Genomic DNA, 16,264 nt, shown 5'->3' with positions numbered 1-16,264 from the left:
GGTGGACGGTGTCGGAGGCCGTGGCGGGATTCGAACCCACGTAACTCGCTTTGCAGGCGAGCCCCTGAACCACTCGGGCACACGGCCGTGTCACCACTCTTTTCCGCACGGCCGTGGCGGGAATCGAACCCGCGTAAGTCCCCGCGAGCGGAGCTCGCTGATGAGTGCGGCGCAGGCGACTCCCTGAACCACTCGGGCACACGGCCGTTCGGCGGGTTCTTCGGGGAGTGCCTCCCTTCGAACCGCTCGGTCATGACCGTAGGCGCCGGGAACCGGGCGGCTCAAGGGAACCGCGGGGGCTGCAATACGACTGCCATGTGCCGTTCACGAACGGGGGCCCCGTACCGTTCGTGAACGGGGACGATCCGGCGGCGGTCGGGAGTGGCGTAGGACCAACGGACGAGGGCCGGTCCCGCCTCCCGACAGGGGTCATTGTCGGTTGTGGGCCTTACTCTGGCCGTCATGGCCGTCCATGAACCTCGCGACACCGGTGTCGCAGACGTACCCGGGAAGTCCAGCCCACGCAGGTCGGAGGGGAGCGTCCTCGGGCGGGACCACCGGGCCCTGAGCATCGGGATCGTGTCCGTCGTGCTGCTGATCGCCTTCGAGGCGACCGCCGTCGGGACGGCCATGCCGGTGGCCGCGCGGGAGCTGGACGGACTGTCCCTGTACGCCTTCGCCTTCTCGGGATACTTCACGACCAGCCTGTCCGGCATGGTGCTGGCCGGTCAGTGGTCCGACCGGCGAGGCCCGCTCGGTGCGCTGACCTGCGGGATCGCCGCCTTCGCCGCGGGCCTTCTGCTGTCGGGGACCGCCGGGGTCATGTGGCTGTTCATCCTCGGGCGGGCCGTGCAGGGGTTCGGCGGCGGGCTGGTGATCGTCGCCCTGTACGTCGTCGTGGGGCGGGCCTACCCGGAACGGCTGCGGCCCGCGATCATGGCGGCGTTCGCGGCGAGCTGGGTCGTGCCGTCGGTCGTGGGTCCGCTGGCGTCCGGCGCGGTGACCGAGCACCTCGGCTGGCGGTGGGTGTTCCTCGGCATCCCCGCGCTGGTCCTCCTGCCGCTGGCCCTCGCGCTGCCGCAGATACGGCGACGGGCCGCGGGCCCGGTCGACGGTGCCGCGGGCGCCTCCTCCGACCGGCGCCGCATCCGCCTCGCCCTCGGCATCTCCCTCGGCGCGGGCCTGCTCCAGTACGCCGCCCAGGACCTGCGCCCGCTCTCCCTCCTGCCGGCCGCCGCGGGCGTCGCCCTGCTGGTGCCGGCCGTCCTCGGACTGCTCCCGCACGGCACCTGGCGGGCGGCCCGCGGCCTGCCCTCGGTGGTGCTGCTGCGCGGGGTGGCCGCCGGGTCGTTCATCGCCGCCGAGTCCTTCGTGCCGCTGATGCTGGTCACCCAGCGCGGCCTCAGCCCGACCCTCGCGGGGTTCTCCCTCGCGGCCGGCGGGGCGACCTGGGCGCTGGGCTCCTGGGTGCAGTCCCGGCCGCGCGTGGAGCCGTACCGGGACCGGCTGACGACCGGCGGGATGGTGCTCGTGGCCGCCGCCATCGCCGCCGCGCCGAGCGTCCTGATCGACGCGGTGCCCGCCTGGACGGTGGCCGTCGCCTGGGGCTTCGGCTGCTTCGGGATGGGCCTGGTGATCTCCTCGACCAGTGTGCTCCTGCTCCAGCTGTCCGCCCCCGAGGAGGCCGGTACCAACTCGGCCGCCCTCCAGATCTCCGACGGCCTGTCCAACGTGCTGCTGCTGTCCGCGGGCGGTGCCGCCTTCGCGGCGCTCGGCGGCGGAACCGTGTCGCACGCCGTCGGCGAGGCCTCCGGTGCCTCCCATCCGGCCGCCTTCGCCGCCGTCTTCCTGCCGATGGCGGCGGTGGCTCTGGCGGGGGTGTGGGTGACGACGAGGCTGCGACAGACGGTGGGCGACGGTACGGCTGTGACGTGAGTCCCACCCGGGGCGCCCCGGCGTCGTTCGCACGGTGACGGCCGGGGCCCGCCGGTAGGGTGGCCCGGTTGTCATACGTGGCGTGCCGCACGACGCACGAAGCCGAACGGCCCACGAACCGAACGACCCACGAACCGGAGACCGTGACTACTACAGCCGCCTCCACCTCGCACCACCTCTCTCCCGCCTTCCCCGGCCGGGCCCCCTGGGGTACCGCCAGCAAGCTGCGTGCCTGGCAGCAGGGGGCGATGGAGAAGTACCTCCAGGAGCAGCCGCGCGACTTCCTCGCCGTCGCCACCCCCGGCGCCGGCAAGACGACCTTCGCGCTGACGCTCGCCTCCTGGCTGCTGCACCACCACGTCGTGCAGCAGGTGACCGTGGTGGCACCCACCGAGCACCTGAAGAAGCAGTGGGCGGAGGCGGCCGCGCGGATAGGGATCCGGCTGGACCCCGAGTACAGCGCCGGGCCGCTCAGCAAGGACTACCACGGCGTCGCCGTGACGTACGCGGGCGTCGGCGTACGGCCGATGCTGCACCGCAACCGCGCCGAGCAGCGCAAGACCCTCGTCATCCTCGACGAGATCCACCACGCCGGTGACTCCAAGTCCTGGGGCGAGGCCTGCCTGGAGGCGTTCGAGCCGGCCACGCGGCGGCTCGCGCTCACCGGTACGCCGTTCCGCTCCGACACCAACCCGATCCCCTTCGTGACGTACGAGGAGGGCAACGACGGCATCCGGCGCTCGTCCGCCGACTACACGTACGGCTACGGCTCCGCCCTCGCGGACAACGTCGTGCGGCCCGTCATCTTCCTCTCCTACAGCGGCAACATGCGCTGGCGCACGAAGGCCGGCGACGAGATCGCCGCACGGCTCGGCGAGCCGATGACGAAGGACGCGATCAGCCAGGCCTGGCGTACGGCGCTCGACCCGCGCGGCGAGTGGATGCCGAGCGTGCTGCGCGCCGCCGACCAGCGGCTCACCGAGGTCCGCAAGGCCATACCCGACGCGGGCGCGCTGGTCATCGCCTCCGACCAGGAGTCGGCCCGCGCCTACGCCAAGCTGATCCGGGAGATCACCGGATCGAAGGCGACCCTCGTCCTGTCCGACGACGCCGGCGCGTCCGACCGGATCGACGAGTTCAGTCACAGCACCGACCGGTGGATGGTCGCGGTGCGGATGGTGTCGGAAGGCGTCGACGTGCCGCGCCTCGCGGTCGGCGTGTACGCCACCACCATCTCCACGCCGTTGTTCTTCGCCCAGGCCGTCGGCCGTTTCGTACGGTCGCGGCGGCGCGGCGAGACCGCCTCCGTGTTCCTGCCGACCGTGCCCGACCTTCTCGGTTTCGCCAACGAGATGGAACGCGAGCGCGACCACGTCCTCGACAAGCCGAAGAAGGACGGGGACGAGGAGGATCCGTACGCCGAGTCCGAGAAGGAGATGGACGAGGCGAACCGGGAGCAGGACGAGGACACCGGCGAGCAGGACATGCTGCCCTTCGAGGCGCTGGAGTCCGACGCCGTCTTCGACCGGGTCATGTACAACGGCGCCGAGTTCGGCATGCAGGCCCACCCCGGGAGCGAGGAGGAGCAGGACTACCTCGGCATCCCCGGACTGCTGGAGCCCGAGCAGGTGCAACTGCTCCTGCAGAAGCGGCAGGCCAAGCAGATCGCGCACAGCCGCAAAAAGCCGGACACCGAGGCCGACCTGCTGGAGCTGCCGGCCGAGCGGCGGCCGGTGGTCTCCCACAAGGAGCTGATGGAGCTGCGCAAGCAGCTCAACACGATGGTCGGCGCGTACGTCCACCAGAGCGGCAAGCCGCACGGGGTCATCCACACCGAGCTGCGGCGGGTGTGCGGCGGGCCGCCGAGCGCGGAGGCGACGGCGGGGCAGCTGCGGCAGCGCATCGCCAAGGTGCAGGAGTGGGCCACCCGCATGAAGTGACGCCCGCGGGCGGAGGTGACGTCCTTACGCGGAGGTGACGTCTGCGGGCGTCCACCGCACGCCCGAGGGCGCTCGACACCGGATCGGCACCGTACGTATGGGGACAAACACAGGTAGTCCCTACCGGCCACTGCCCGGATTCTGGACGGAGCCTTCCGCTGAGCGAACCTGCTTCGCTACTGTCCCGCTACGCACACGCCCCGTGGCAGCGCCGCCGCGGAGCGCAGCCGTGAAGCGACCGGGTCCGGACACGCCGGACCCCTCTGCCGATCGGCGGCCTCTGACGCGCGTCGCTGACGGGACTCGGCGACGCATCCGCCGCTGTGGAGGCCGCCGACCTCACCACTAAGGAGTGGGCGTCGTGACCGCGGAGACCTCTCAGACGCTCGACAGGGGACTACGGGTCCTCAAGCTGCTGGCCGACACGGACCACGGGCTGACCGTCACCGAGCTTTCCCACAAACTGGGCGTGAACCGCACCGTCGTGTACCGGCTGCTCGCCACGCTGGAACAGCACGCCCTCGTACGGCGTGACCTGGGCGGCCGGGCCCGGGTCGGACTCGGGGTGCTGAGGCTGGGCCGGCAGGTGCACCCGCTGGTGCGGGAAGCCGCGCTGCCCGCGCTGCGGTCGCTGGCCGAGGACATCGGGGCCACCGCGCACCTCACGCTCGTCGACGGGGCCGAGGCGCTGGCCGTCGCCGTGGTCGAACCGACGTGGACCGACTACCACGTGGCCTACCGGGCCGGCTTCCGGCATCCCCTGGAGCGCGGCGCGGCGGGCAAGGCGATCCTGTCCGCCCGGCAGCGGACGGCTTCCGGGGATCCGGGGTACACCCTGACCCACGGCGAGCTGGAGGCCGGCGCGAGCGGGGCCGCGGCGCCGCTGCTGGGCGTGACGGGCGTGGAGGGCAGCGTAGGGGTCGTGATGCTGGCCGACGCGGTGCCGGAGCGGGTCGGCCAGCGGGTGATGGAAGCGGCCCGAGAGGTGGCGGAGGCGTTGCGCTGACCCCCGGACCGCCGGCTCTCGGACCGCCGGCTCTGGGATTGCCGACCCCCCGGACCGCCGGCTCTCGGACCGCCGGCTCTGGGACCGCCGGCTCTGGGACCGTCGGCCCTCGGACCGCCGCCCCGCCGGTCGCCGTTCCCCTCGTCGCTGCCCGGCCGATCGCCGGCCGCCGGGCCGGGCACCGGCGCGTGGCCGGGGTCGGGGCTCGCGTTAGATTGGGCGCGTGCTCTCACGCCTCACACGTCCCCAAGCCCTCGCCGTCTGCGCCCTTCCGCTCGTGGCGCTGCTCGCCACCGTGGGGTTCGCGCCGCTGCCGTTCTCGGTGGCGCAGCCGGGGATGACGGCGAACGTCCTCGGCGACAACAAGGGCACCCCCGTCATCACGATCTCCGGCGCGCCCACCCGTGACACCACCGGGCAACTGCGGATGACGACCATCGAGGCGACCGGCCCCGACGCGCACGTCACCCTGGGCGAGGTGATCGACGGCTGGTTCCGCACCGACCAGGCCGTGATGCCGCGCGACTCGGTCTACCCCGCGGGGGACAGCACGAAGGAGATCGAGCGGTACAACACCGAGCAGATGGAGAAGTCCCAGGACACCGCGACCGAGGCCGCGCTGAGGTACCTCGACCGCACCGACGACGGCATCGAGGTCACGCTGAGGCTCGCCGACGTCGGCGGCCCCAGCGCGGGCCTGCTGTTCTCCCTGGGGATCGTCGACCGGCTCGACGGCGACGGCAGCGGCGGCGACCTCACGGGCGGCCGTACGATCGCCGGCACCGGGACCATCGACGCGGACGGCAAGGTCGGCGCGGTCGGCGGAGTGGCGCTGAAGACGCAGGCCGCCCGCCGGGACGGCGCGACCGTCTTCCTGGTGCCCAAGGCGGAGTGCTCCGAGGCCAAGTCCGAGCTGCCCGCGGGACTGCGCCTGATCCCGGTGACCACCCTCAAGGGCGCCGTCGACTCCCTCGTCAAGCTGGAGAAGGACCAGGGCTCGGTGCCGAGTTGCTAGTGCTGTGACCGGAAAGGTTCACCGGCTCGCGACGCCCGGCACGGCTCCCCCACGCTCGGCTTCGCTCGCGCGGGAGGGGCCCCCACCGCCGCGTTGTCGCATCACCCGAGTACATCCAGTACGCGGGTAATGCTCCGCCTTGCGATGCTCCCCCACTGCCCGAACGGCGTGGGAGGTGCCCCCAGCACCGGACGCCGCGAGCTTTCCGGCAAACCTTTCCGGTCACAGTACTGGCCGTCGTACGGCAACGCTTTTCGGCCAAGGATCGTCCATCGTTGAACAGCTGGCCTGGACGGGCTGTCCCGGCCGTCGGATGATCAATAACCTTGTGCGGTAAGCCTGTTACCGGTCCCAGGGAGATCCATGTCCACCGCTCAGCAGGTCCCCGACATCCTCTCGCCCGAGTTCGCCGCGGATCCCTACCGGGCCTATCGCGTGATGCGTGAGAGCGCCCCCCTCTTCTGGCACGAACCCACGCAGAGCTACGTCATCTCCCGTTACGAGGACGTGGAGCGCGTCTTCAAGGACAAGAGCGGCGAGTTCACCACCGACAACTACACCTGGCAGATCGAGCCCGTGCACGGCAGGACGATCCTCCAGCTCAGCGGGCGCGAGCACGCCGTGCGGCGGGCCCTGGTCGCCCCCGCCTTCCGCGGCAGCGACCTGCAGGAGAAGTTCCTGCCGGTGATCGAACGCAACTCCCGTGAGCTGATCGACGCCTTCCGCTCCACCGGCTCCGCCGACCTGGTGGCCGACTACGCGACCCGCTTCCCCGTCAACGTGATCGCGGACATGCTGGGCCTGGACAAGGCCGACCACGCCCGGTTCCACCGCTGGTACACGTCGGTCATCGCCTTCCTCGGCAACCTCTCGGGCGACCCCGAGGTGGCGGCGGCGGGGGAGCGGACCCGCGTGGAGTTCGCCGAGTACATGGTGCCGATCATCCGGGAACGCCGCGACAACCTCGGCGACGACCTGCTGTCGACGCTGTGCGCCGCCGAGGTCGACGGCGTGCGGATGAGCGACGAGGACATCAAGGCCTTCTGCAGCCTGCTGCTCGCCGCGGGCGGCGAGACCACCGACAAGGCGATCGCGGGCATCTTCGCCAACCTGCTGCAGCACCCCGAGCAGTTGGCGGCCGTCCGGGAGGACCGCGGCCTCATCGCCCGCGCCTTCGCCGAGACGCTGCGCCACACGCCTCCGGTGCACATGATCATGCGGCAGTCGGCCACCGAGGTCACGCTCAGCTGCGGTGTCGTACCGGCCGGCGCCACGGTCACCTGTCTGATCGGCGCCGCCAACCGGGACGAGAACCGCTACCGGGATCCGGACCGGTTCGACATCTTCCGCGACGACCTGACCACCACCACCGCCTTCTCGGCCGCCGCCGACCACCTCTCCTTCGCGCTCGGCCGCCACTTCTGCGTCGGTGCCCTGCTCGCGAAGGCCGAGGTCGAGATCGGGGTCGGCCAGCTCCTCGACGCCATGCCGGACCTCCGCCTCGCCGACGGCGCCGAACTCGTGGAACAGGGCGTCTTCACGCGGGGACCGCAGACGCTGCCCGTGCGTTTCACCCCCGTCGCCGGCTGACCCCGGACCCGGGCCGCACGCGGGCCGGGGCGGCAGGGACCCGCGCCCCGGCCCGCCCCGCTACCGCACCACCGGGGTGAACTCCACCGGCAACGAGTGGAGACCGCGCATCCAGATGGACGGGCGCCAGGTGAGCTGCTCCGGCTCCACCGTGAGGACCAGGTCGGGCAGCCGTTCCAGCAGGGTCTCCACCGCGGTGCGGGCGATGACGTCGGCCAGCAGCGGAGCCGGGTAGGGGCACCGGTGCTCCCCGCTGCTGAACGACAGGTGCGCGGAACTCTCCGCCCCGACGTGCGACTCGGGCCAGATCTGCGGGTCGGTGTTGGCCGCGGCGAGTCCCAGCACCAGGCAGTCGCCCGCCCGGATCAGCCGTCCGCCGAGCTGGGTGTCGCGCACGGCCCAGCGGCCGATGAAGTTCTGTGTCGGGGTGTCGAGCCAGAGGACCTCGTTGAGCGCCTCGCCCACGCTGAGCCTGCCCCCCGACACGCTGACGGCGAAGCGCTCGTCGGTGAGCAGCAGCCGCAGCGTGTTGCAGATCCAGTTGGCGGTCGGCTGCTGCGCGGCGGCGATGACGGAGATCAGGTCCTGCACGATCTCCTCGTCGGTCAGTCCGGCCGGATGCTGCAGCATGCGCGAGGTGACGTCCGGCCCCGGACGCTCGCGCTTGTCCTTGACCAGTTGCTGGATCCGTTCGCCCACGCGCGTGTACGCGGCCACCGGGTCGTCGCCCTCCGCGGCGTCGAGGGAGATCCGCAGGTCCTCGACGAGCTGCTGGGTGGCCTCACCCGTGTGCGGCATCCCGCACATCTGGACCGCGGCGCGCATCGGCAGCGCGTGCGCGTACATGCTCATCAGCTCGGCCTGGCCGCTGCCGGCGAACGACGCGATGAGCCGGTCGGCGAGCTGCCGGCAGTCACGCGACAGCTGGAACTGGTCGACGCCCTCCAGCGCCTCGGTGATGACCCCGGCCCGCCGCCGGTGCTCCTCGCCCTCGGTGAACAGCACCGAGGGCTGGTACCCGACGAACGGCAGCAGCGGCCAGTCCGCGGGGATGTTCTCCCACTGGTTCCAGCGCCGCGAGTCGCGGGCGAACAGCTCGTCGTGACCGGTCACGTAGCTGACCTCGGCGTAACCGAGGACCAGCCAGGCGGGGACGTCCCCGTCGAGCAGCACGGGCGCCACCGCGCCGTGCTCCCGGCGCAGGGACCGGTACAGGTCCGCCGGTGTCTGCTGGTACTCCAGACCGCCCAGTCGCACGGCGCCCGCGTGCGCGGGGCACCCCGCGCCGGGCGCGTGCGGGGAACGGGATCCGGTGTCGGTCACGGTGTCATCTCCTGGGCCATGGCCATTTCGTAGAGGTGGTCCACGAGGGTGATCAGTACGTCTTTGCCCGACGACCGGACCCGCGCGTCGCAGTCGACGAGCGGCACGTGCGCGGGCAGGGCGAGCGCCTGGCGGATCTCGTCGAGGGAGTACCGGTCGGGTTCGTCGTCGAACCGGTTGACGGCCACCACGAACGGCGTCCTGTGGTGTTCCAGCCGGTCGATCGCGTACCAGGACTCGTCCATCCGGCGCGTGTCGACCAGGACGACCGCGCCGAGGGTGCCGGAGAAGAGCCGGTCCCACAGGAACCAGAACCGTTCCTGGCCCGGTGCGCCGAACAGGTACAGCACCATGCGCTTGTTGAGGCTGATCCGGCCGAAGTCGAAGGCGACCGTCGTGGTGGTCTTCGCGGCCACCTGCCGGGTCTCGTCGACACCGACCCCCGCCTGCGTCATCACCTCCTCGGTGTTGAGCGGACGGATCTCGCTGACCGAGCGGACCAGGGTCGTCTTGCCGACCCCGAAGCCGCCCACGACGACGATCTTCAGGCCGGTCTCGGCGGCATCGGACAGGGGCGTACGCAGGGAGGGCAGGTCAGAGGTTGCGGAGCCCATGCAGCACTTCCATGAGTAGAGCGGAGTCGGGGAGCGCGGCGAGGGACCGCGGCGCGGGTGGGTGACGGGCGGTGATACGGCCCATGGCGAGCAGGTCGCCGAGGAGGATGCGCACCACCGTGATCGGCAGCTTCATCTCCGCGGCGACCTCGACGAGGGCCGTCGGATGCCGGCACAGATCCAGGATCCGCGCGTGCTCCGACTGCATCCCGGCGGTGGGCGCGCTCTCACTGACGATCAGGGTGACCAGGTCGAATGCGTCGTCCGCACGGCTGCGCCCGCCCGTGATCGTGTAGAGGCGGTCGGGATCGCCGGTGTCCACGGGCCGACGCGTCACGACGAGGCGCTCCCCTGCGCGCCCCCGCGGGGCTCGGCCCGCAGGTGCTCACCGATCTGCTCGACCAGCTCGGTCATCTGGTGACCCACCACTCCGGGGTCGGCGCTCTCCGCGCAGAGGAGCGCCAGATGCGCGCCGTCGCCCGCCTGCACGATGAAGAGCTGACCGCCGTGGAACTCGGTCATGGAGTGGCGGACACCACCGCTCCCGTCGCCGAACTCGACGGACGCGCCCTGGGCGAGGGCCTGCATGCCCGAGCAGATGGCTGCCAGCTGGTCGGCCTGGTCGAGCGCCAGGTGTTCGGTCCAGCACAGCTTCAGGCCGTCCCGGGACAGGACCAGGGCGTGCCGGGCGCCGGGAACGCGCTCCAGAAGGCCCTGCAGAAGCCAGGTGAGGCTGTTGTCGGTGGTCTGCATGGTAGGTGTGGGGACGGTAGGGCCCAAAAGCCCAGGTCACCGGCCCGTTCCTCCAATCTCACGAGCTGAAGCGGGGAAGGGGGCGCCGTGGCTCCGGCGCCGGAGGGGGAAGGACGTGGGGTTACCGGGCGGCCGGCGGCTCGGGCGCGGTGCCGGTCCCGGACGGGCCGGCTTCGCCGGCGGAGGCGCGCCCGCTGTGGAAGGCGCCGAAGCGGGTGCCCGCGTCGCGTGCGCCGGGAGGGGTCTGTCCCGGTGTTCCGCCCGGCGCGGGGGAGTCGGCCGCCGTCCTGCGCTGCTGCCGTTCCTGCTCGGCCTCGGCCATGGTGCGGCCGGGGGCGCGGACGGGCAGGCCGTTCGGCGTGGCCGCCGCCGGACGGCGGGACGCGTCACGACCGCGGACCTCCGACGAAGCCGGAGCCGGAGCCGCGGCCGGTGTCGAGGCCGCAGCCGCAGCCGGTGCCGGTGCCGCGGGAGGGGTGGCGGCGGCCGGTCGCACGGCGGGAGCGGGCACTCCGCCCGTCCCCGAAACCCCGCCCGGTACGGACTCTTCACCCGGCATGGACACTCCGCCCGTCGTCGGCTGTGCGGTGCCCGTCGTGGCCCGCGCGGGCGTCGCCGCGGCAGGCCGGTGTGCCGTCTCCTGCGGTGCCGCGTCACGCCGCTGGGCGAGCAGCTGCCGGGGCAGCAGGACGACGACGCCGGTGCCGCCGCGGGACGAGGGCCGGTAGTTGACGCTGATGCCGTACTTGACGGACAGCCCGCCGACCACGGCCAGGCCGAGCCGGGTGCCGGGCAGCGAGGCGAGGTCGGTCATGTGCCCCGCCACGGCCTCCTCGGCGTGCCGCATCGCCGCGTCCGCCATCTTCAGACCGCTGTCCTCGATCGTGACGACGAGCCCGGCGCTGTGCTCGTCGACGTACACGTGGACCTCGTCGATGGGCGGCGAGAAGTTGGCCGCGTTGTCCATGAGTTCGGCGATCAGGTGCATCACGCCTTCCGCGGCGAAACCGGAGATCGCGGCGTTCGTGGAACAGTGCAGCCGTACGCGCTGGTACGCCGCGATCCGGCCGGCCGCGCCGCGCAGGATGCTCTCCATCACGATCGGCTTGTTCCAGGCGCGGCTGGACCGGCCGCCCATGAGGAGGGCCAGCCGGTCGGTCATGAGGCCCAGCTGGGAGGTGCTGTGATCCAGTTTCAGCAGGTCTCCGAAGATCTCCTCGCCGTGCCGCTCCTGCATCTCGCGCAGATCGGCGAGCATGCTGACGGTCTTGGCCTGGACCCGGCTCAGGGCCTTCGCGGAGGCGGCCTGTGCGGCGGCGGCCCGCCGCTCGCTGCGGGCGAGTTCCCGCACGAACGCCTCGACGGGTGCCCGCAGCAGGGAGGAGGGCGGCCACTCCCACCCGGCCAGCACGGTGTCGGCGGAGTTGCCCTCCCGCAGCTGCCCGACCATGTCGGGCAGGACGGTCCGCGTCACCTGTGCCACCTCTTCGGTGACCTGCGCCAACTCCTCGCGTGCGCGCAGCCGTTCGGTGTCCGTGGCCGCCGCGTACTGCACGACCTGCTCCACCGCGGAGCTGAAGGCCTCCACGGTGCGGCGCAGTTGCGCGTCGGAGGGCAGCGTCACCTGGTCCAGGGCGTCCTTCGCCCGCGTGCCGTCGCGGAGCCGGCTCACGAGGGCGGGCACGGTGACGTTCACCAGGTGCGCCGACTCGGCCGACTGCTGCGCCGACAGCGCGGTCAGCCGGGCGACCTCGGCGTCCGTCGCGGCGGTGGCCCGGCGGGCCCGCCGCAGCAGCAGGCCGCAGACGAGGACGGTGGCCGCCACGCAGCACCAGGCGGCCACGGCCGTGACCACCGCCCAGGTGCGGGCCGTGGCGGGGGCCGTCGCGACGGCCGTGCCCGCGGCTGCGGCACTCAGCAGCAGCACCGTCACGGGTACGGCCGACGAGGTGGGGGGGAGTTCAGCTGACCGACGCTGACGGGGTGGTGCAGGCAGAGGCATTCCGCGGTTCCTCGGTCCTCGAGAGCAGGAAGAACGGATCGACCGACACGACGGCCGCAGGCCCGGAAGCGAGAAAGATGTGATTTTCCGATCCGGGTACCGGCTCATGCTAGTCATTGCGCGGAGGGTGTTGATCTCACCGCTCGCCCAGCCTGCCGGTGAGCCGATTTCGTCGCAAAGCCGCTGCTGGAAACGGGCACCGTGGTAGCCGCGAGATGGTGTTTTTCTCCCGATGTCCTTCCCGCGCGACAGGCGGGCGCGGGCGTCAAGTGCCTTGATTCCCTTGCCCGGAGGGTGGGGTGGGCGAGGCGGAGCGTCGGTTTCCGGTCAATTCTGAAAGTTCCCCGCGCGGTATGAGTCGAAAATCGTGCAGGCCGCTCACAGATTCCCCACGAAATCCGCCACAGGAACGGAAGGCGCCCCCTACTTCACGAATCCCTCCGCCTTCATCCAGTCCAGCGCGACCTGATGGGGATCCTCCCCGTCCACGTCCACCTTCGCGTTCAGCTCCTGCGCCACCGCGTTGTCCAGTTTGGCGGTCACCGGGTCGACGACCTCGGCGATGGCCGGCCACTTCTCGAAGGTCTCGGTGTTGATCACGGGCGCCGCGTTGTAGTTGGGGAAGAACTTCTTGTCGTCGGCCATCACCACCAGGTTCATGGACTTGATGCGGCCGTCGGTGGTGAACACCTCCCCGTAGGTGCAACTCCCCTTCGCCGTCTGCGTGTAGATGATCCCGGTGTCCATCTGCGTGATCCGGTCCGCCGGCACGTCCATGCCGTACGCCTTCTGCATGCCCGGCAGCCCGTCCGCGCGGTTGGCGAACTCGCCCTCCACGCACAGCGTGACGGCCTCGGGGTCGGACCGGGACAGCGCGGCCACCTCCGACAGCGTCTTCGTGCCGTACTTCTTGTGGTTGGCCTGGTTCATCGCCAGCGCGTAGGTGTTGTTCAGCCGGGACTGCGGCAGCCAGGTCACCCCGTTGCGCACGTCGGCGTCCCGCACCGCCTCCCACTGCCGCCGCGGGTCGGTGATGGGCTCGCTGTTGCCCTGGTACGTGATCCAGGCGGTGCCCGTGTACTCGTACATGGCGTCGGCGTCGCCCTTGCGGATCGCCTCGCGGCCGCCGATGGACCCCTGGATGCCGGTGCGGTCCAGGACGTCCGCGCCCGCCGCCTCGAAGGCGATGCCCAGCATCGCGCCGAGGATGAGGCTCTCGGTGAACGACTTCGACGTCACGGTGAGATCGGCGCCCTTGAGCGGCTCCCCCTTGCCGATCGAGCCGGGGGAGACGTCGTCGACCATGGGGGAGCCGCTGGTCAGCCCGCAGCCGGAGGCCAGCACCAGCAGCACCGCGAGGGCGCACGGCGTCCTTCTCACTGTCCCGCCTCCAGACCGCGCGGCCGCAGCAGCACCTCGGCCAGTGAGGCCAGCCAGTCGACGAGCAGGGCCAGCGCCACGGTCAGGACGGAACCCAGCACCAGCACCGGCATGCGCTGGTTGGTGATGCCGGCGGTGATCAGCACGCCCAGTCCGCCGCCCCCGCCGAAGGTCGCCAGGGTGGCCGTGCCGACGTTCAGGACGAGCGCCGTACGGACACCGGCGAGGATGAGCGGCACCGCCAGCGGCAGTTCCACGCGGGTGAGCACCCCGAGCGGGGACATGCCGATGCCGCGGGCGGCCTCCAGCAGCGTCGGGTCGTTCGCCTTCAGGCCGGCGATGGTGTTGGAGAGCACCGGCAGGACGGCGTAGGCGATGATCCCGATCAGGGCCGCCCGGCGGCCGATGCCCAGCCAGATCACCAGCAGGGCGAGCAGGCCGATCGCGGGGGTGGCCTGGCCCATGTTGGCGAAGGCCATCGCGACCGGGGTGGCCCTGCGGAAGGCCGGCCGGGTCAGCAGGATGCCCAGCGGGATCGCGATGATCAGGACGAAGAAGGTCGAGATCACCGTCAACTGGATGTGCTGCCACAGCGCCTTGGACACCTGCCGGCCGGCCAGCGCGTTCTCGGAGACGGTGTCCAGGTCCGCCTGCGCGAACCACAGCCAGGTGGCGAGCAGCATCGCGACCACGAACGCGGGCACGAGGGTCAGCTTCGGCCAGCCGATGCGGCGGCGCGCGGGAGCGGGCGGCGGAGCCGGGGGCTCCTCCCGGACCGGCCGGTCCTCCAGCCCGGAGGCGCTCGTGCCGTCGTCCGGCCCGGAGGTGCTCACGTCGTCGCCTCCCCGCCGGGGCCCTCCTGCTCCGCGTGCGTCTGCGCGGCTCGGGCCTCCTCCAGTTCGTGCTGGGCCTCCAGCGCCTCCAGCCGGTCGGCCTCCAGCAGTTCGTGCACCGAGTTCATCAGCGTCTCCATGTCGACGACCCCGGTGTACTCGCCGCGCCGCCCGGTCACCGCGACCCGCCCGGTGTTGTCGGTGAGGACCGCCTCCAGGGCGTCCCGCAGCGTCGCGTCCCGCGTCACCGTGTCGGTCACCAGCGTGCCGGCGCGGGCCAGCGAGCCCTTGGCACGCATCAGGTCGCCGCGCCGCAGCCACTTGTAGGGCCGGCCGCGCTTGTCCAGCAGCAGGATCTCGTTCGTCCCGCTGGAGCGGATCCGGTTGAAGACGGTCTGCAGCGGGTCGTCGACGGTCACCGTCGGACACCCGGTGATCTCCACGTCCCGTACGCGCGTGAGGTTGAGCCGCTTCAGCGCCGCGCCGGCGCCCACGAACCCGGACACGAAGTCGTCCGCCGGATTGGTGAGGATCGCCTCCGGGGTGTCGAACTGGGCGATGTGCGAGCGCTCGCGCAGCACCGCGATCCGGTCGCCCAGCTTGATCGCCTCGTCGAAGTCGTGGGTGACGAACACGATCGTCTTGTGCAGCTCGTGCTGGAGCCGGATCAGCTCGTCCTGGAGGTGGTCGCGGGTGATGGGGTCCACGGCGCCGAACGGCTCGTCCATCAGCAGCACCGGCGGATCGGCCGCCAGCGCGCGTGCCACGCCGACCCGCTGCTGCTGACCACCGGACAGCTGGCGCGGATACCGGTGGCGGAACTCCCCGGGGTCCAGACCGACCAGGTCGAGCATCTCCTCCACCCGGTCCCTGATCCGCCCCTTCGGCCAGCCGGTCATCCTCGGCACCAGCGCGATGTTCTGCGCGACCGTCATGTGCGGGAACAGCCCCGAAGCCTGGATGGCGTAACCGACCTTGCGGCGCAGCTTCACCGGGTCGATGTCGGTGACGTCCTCGCCGCCGATGCGGATCCGGCCGCCGCTCGGCTCGATCAGCCGGTTGATCATCTTCAGGGTCGTCGACTTCCCGCAGCCGGACGGCCCGACGAAGATGACGATCTCGCCCGCCTTGATCTCCATGTTGACGTTGTCCACGGCGGGAGCCGCACCGCCCGGGTAGCGCTTGGTGAGGTTCTCCAGCTCGATCGCGGCGCCGTGGGACTCAGGCACGGATCCCCCTCGGAATCGTCAGCCGGCCGACGACGACGTAGGCGGCGTCGAACAGCAGGGCCAGCACGATGATCCCGAGCGTGCCCGCGAGGACCTGGTTGAGCGCGTTCTTGCTGCCCAGGGAGGCCAGGCCGCGGAAGATCTCGTTGCCCAGGCCCGGCCCGGAGGCGTAGGCGGCGATGGCGGCGATGCCCATCAGCATCTGGGTGGAGACCCGGATGCCGGTCAGGATCGGCGGCCACGCCAGCGGCAGTTCGACCCGCGCCAGCCGCATCACGCCCGACATCCCGATGCCCCTGGCCGCGTCCACCAGGGACGGGTCGACGCCCCGCAGCCCCACGACGCAGTTCCGCACGATCGGCAGCAGCCCGTACAGCGTCAGCGCGATCACCGTCGGCGGCACGCCCAGGCCCACCACCGGGATCAGCAGACCGATCATGGCCAGGGACGGGACGGTGAGGATGGTGGAGGTGGCCGTGGTGGCGAGGGTGCCGGCCCAGTCGCTGCGGTAGGTGGCGACCCCCAGCAGCACGCCGATCAGGGTGGCCAGGACCATGCACTGGAAGACGACGCTGGCGTGCTGGTAGGCGTCGGTGAGCAGCTGCTGGTGTCGGTTGCCCAGGTACTCCCAGAAGCTCACACGC

At 71.6% G+C, this 16,264-nt stretch carries 14 protein-coding genes and 2 tRNA genes; 5 read left to right on the top strand and 11 right to left on the bottom strand.

The window, feature by feature from the left end; all coding sequences use genetic code 11:
- Positions 1 to 15: 15 nt before the first annotated feature.
- Together ACH4N1_RS27850 and ACH4N1_RS27845 are read right to left on the bottom strand one after the other, a co-directional pair.
- Positions 16 to 87, bottom strand: a tRNA-Cys gene (locus ACH4N1_RS27850).
- 21 nt (positions 88 to 108) lie between these two features.
- Positions 109 to 206 (bottom strand) — tRNA-Glu (locus ACH4N1_RS27845).
- Between the two features lie 256 nt (positions 207 to 462).
- On the opposite strand from ACH4N1_RS27845, the gene ACH4N1_RS27840 reads away from it, so the two are divergent.
- From ACH4N1_RS27840 to ACH4N1_RS27820, 5 genes are all read left to right on the top strand, one after another.
- Positions 463 to 1,935, top strand: a complete 1,473-nt coding sequence (locus ACH4N1_RS27840; RefSeq protein ID WP_398101198.1) for an MFS transporter — start codon at positions 463 to 465, stop codon at positions 1,933 to 1,935.
- A gap of 143 nt (positions 1,936 to 2,078) precedes the next feature.
- The gene (locus ACH4N1_RS27835; protein WP_398101196.1) at positions 2,079 to 3,875 is read left to right on the top strand and encodes a DEAD/DEAH box helicase; all 1,797 of its coding nucleotides are present in this window, start codon (positions 2,079 to 2,081) and stop codon (positions 3,873 to 3,875) included.
- Positions 3,876 to 4,236: 361 nt separating this feature from the next.
- The gene (locus ACH4N1_RS27830; protein WP_363088547.1) at positions 4,237 to 4,881 is read left to right on the top strand and encodes a helix-turn-helix domain-containing protein; all 645 of its coding nucleotides are present in this window, start codon (positions 4,237 to 4,239) and stop codon (positions 4,879 to 4,881) included.
- A gap of 223 nt (positions 4,882 to 5,104) precedes the next feature.
- A complete protein-coding gene (locus ACH4N1_RS27825; protein ID WP_398101194.1) occupies positions 5,105 to 5,896 on the top strand; it encodes a PDZ domain-containing protein in 792 nt (263 codons plus the stop codon).
- A gap of 363 nt (positions 5,897 to 6,259) precedes the next feature.
- A complete protein-coding gene (locus ACH4N1_RS27820; protein WP_398101192.1) occupies positions 6,260 to 7,486 on the top strand; it encodes a cytochrome P450 in 1,227 nt (408 codons plus the stop codon).
- Between the two features lie 60 nt (positions 7,487 to 7,546).
- Here ACH4N1_RS27820 and ACH4N1_RS27815 read toward each other — a convergent pair whose 3' ends face one another.
- The 9 genes from ACH4N1_RS27815 to ACH4N1_RS27775 form a co-directional block, all read right to left on the bottom strand.
- A complete protein-coding gene (locus ACH4N1_RS27815; protein WP_398101190.1) occupies positions 7,547 to 8,809 on the bottom strand; it encodes a cytochrome P450 in 1,263 nt (420 codons plus the stop codon).
- Positions 8,806 to 9,423, bottom strand: a complete 618-nt coding sequence (locus ACH4N1_RS27810; protein WP_398101188.1) for a GTP-binding protein — start codon at positions 9,421 to 9,423, stop codon at positions 8,806 to 8,808. The genes ACH4N1_RS27815 and ACH4N1_RS27810 overlap by 4 nt, the downstream gene beginning before the upstream one ends.
- A complete protein-coding gene (locus tag ACH4N1_RS27805) occupies positions 9,404 to 9,760 on the bottom strand; it encodes a DUF742 domain-containing protein (RefSeq protein ID WP_363088542.1) in 357 nt (118 codons plus the stop codon). Before ACH4N1_RS27805 ends, ACH4N1_RS27810 begins: the two co-directional genes overlap by 20 nt.
- On the bottom strand, positions 9,757 to 10,176 hold the full coding sequence (locus ACH4N1_RS27800; protein WP_366059000.1) for a roadblock/LC7 domain-containing protein: 420 nt from the start codon (positions 10,174 to 10,176) through the stop codon (positions 9,757 to 9,759). The genes ACH4N1_RS27805 and ACH4N1_RS27800 overlap by 4 nt, the downstream gene beginning before the upstream one ends.
- A 121-nt stretch (positions 10,177 to 10,297) precedes the next feature.
- Positions 10,298 to 12,178, bottom strand: coding sequence for an ATP-binding protein (locus ACH4N1_RS27795; RefSeq protein WP_398101185.1), 1,881 nt, complete (start codon positions 12,176 to 12,178; stop codon positions 10,298 to 10,300).
- Positions 12,179 to 12,601: 423 nt separating this feature from the next.
- The gene (locus tag ACH4N1_RS27790; protein WP_398101183.1) at positions 12,602 to 13,558 is read right to left on the bottom strand and encodes a glycine betaine ABC transporter substrate-binding protein; all 957 of its coding nucleotides are present in this window, start codon (positions 13,556 to 13,558) and stop codon (positions 12,602 to 12,604) included.
- On the bottom strand, positions 13,555 to 14,349 hold the full coding sequence (locus ACH4N1_RS27785) for an ABC transporter permease (protein WP_398101317.1): 795 nt from the start codon (positions 14,347 to 14,349) through the stop codon (positions 13,555 to 13,557). The genes ACH4N1_RS27790 and ACH4N1_RS27785 overlap by 4 nt, the downstream gene beginning before the upstream one ends.
- Before the next feature lie 38 nt (positions 14,350 to 14,387).
- Entirely contained in the window at positions 14,388 to 15,620 is a 1,233-nt protein-coding gene (locus tag ACH4N1_RS27780; protein WP_398101182.1) for a betaine/proline/choline family ABC transporter ATP-binding protein, read from the bottom strand.
- Complete coding sequence (locus tag ACH4N1_RS27775; protein ID WP_398101180.1) at positions 15,613 to 16,260, bottom strand: ABC transporter permease; 648 nt, start codon at positions 16,258 to 16,260, stop codon at positions 15,613 to 15,615. The genes ACH4N1_RS27780 and ACH4N1_RS27775 overlap by 8 nt, the downstream gene beginning before the upstream one ends.
- Positions 16,261 to 16,264: the final 4 nt, after the last annotated feature.

Origin of the sequence: Streptomyces sp. NPDC017202, assembly GCF_044331705.1 — a bacterium.
Taxonomy (GTDB): domain Bacteria; phylum Actinomycetota; class Actinomycetes; order Streptomycetales; family Streptomycetaceae; genus Streptomyces.
The sequence above is the reverse complement of the archived record's forward strand: the minus strand, read 5'-3'. Positions and strand labels throughout refer to the sequence as shown.

What these genes read in the sequence shown, in the direction of transcription:
- ACH4N1_RS27840 (WP_398101198.1), top strand. Translation starts at nt 463, where the DNA reads ATGGCCGTCCATGAACCTCGCGACACCGGTGTCGCAGACGTACCCGGG.
- ACH4N1_RS27800 (WP_366059000.1), bottom strand. Translation starts at nt 10,176, where the DNA reads ATGCAGACCACCGACAACAGCCTCACCTGGCTTCTGCAGGGCCTTCTG.
- ACH4N1_RS27810 (WP_398101188.1), bottom strand. Translation starts at nt 9,423, where the DNA reads ATGGGCTCCGCAACCTCTGACCTGCCCTCCCTGCGTACGCCCCTGTCC.
- ACH4N1_RS27795 (WP_398101185.1), bottom strand. Translation starts at nt 12,178, where the DNA reads ATGCCTCTGCCTGCACCACCCCGTCAGCGTCGGTCAGCTGAACTCCCC.
- ACH4N1_RS27820 (WP_398101192.1), top strand. Translation starts at nt 6,260, where the DNA reads ATGTCCACCGCTCAGCAGGTCCCCGACATCCTCTCGCCCGAGTTCGCC.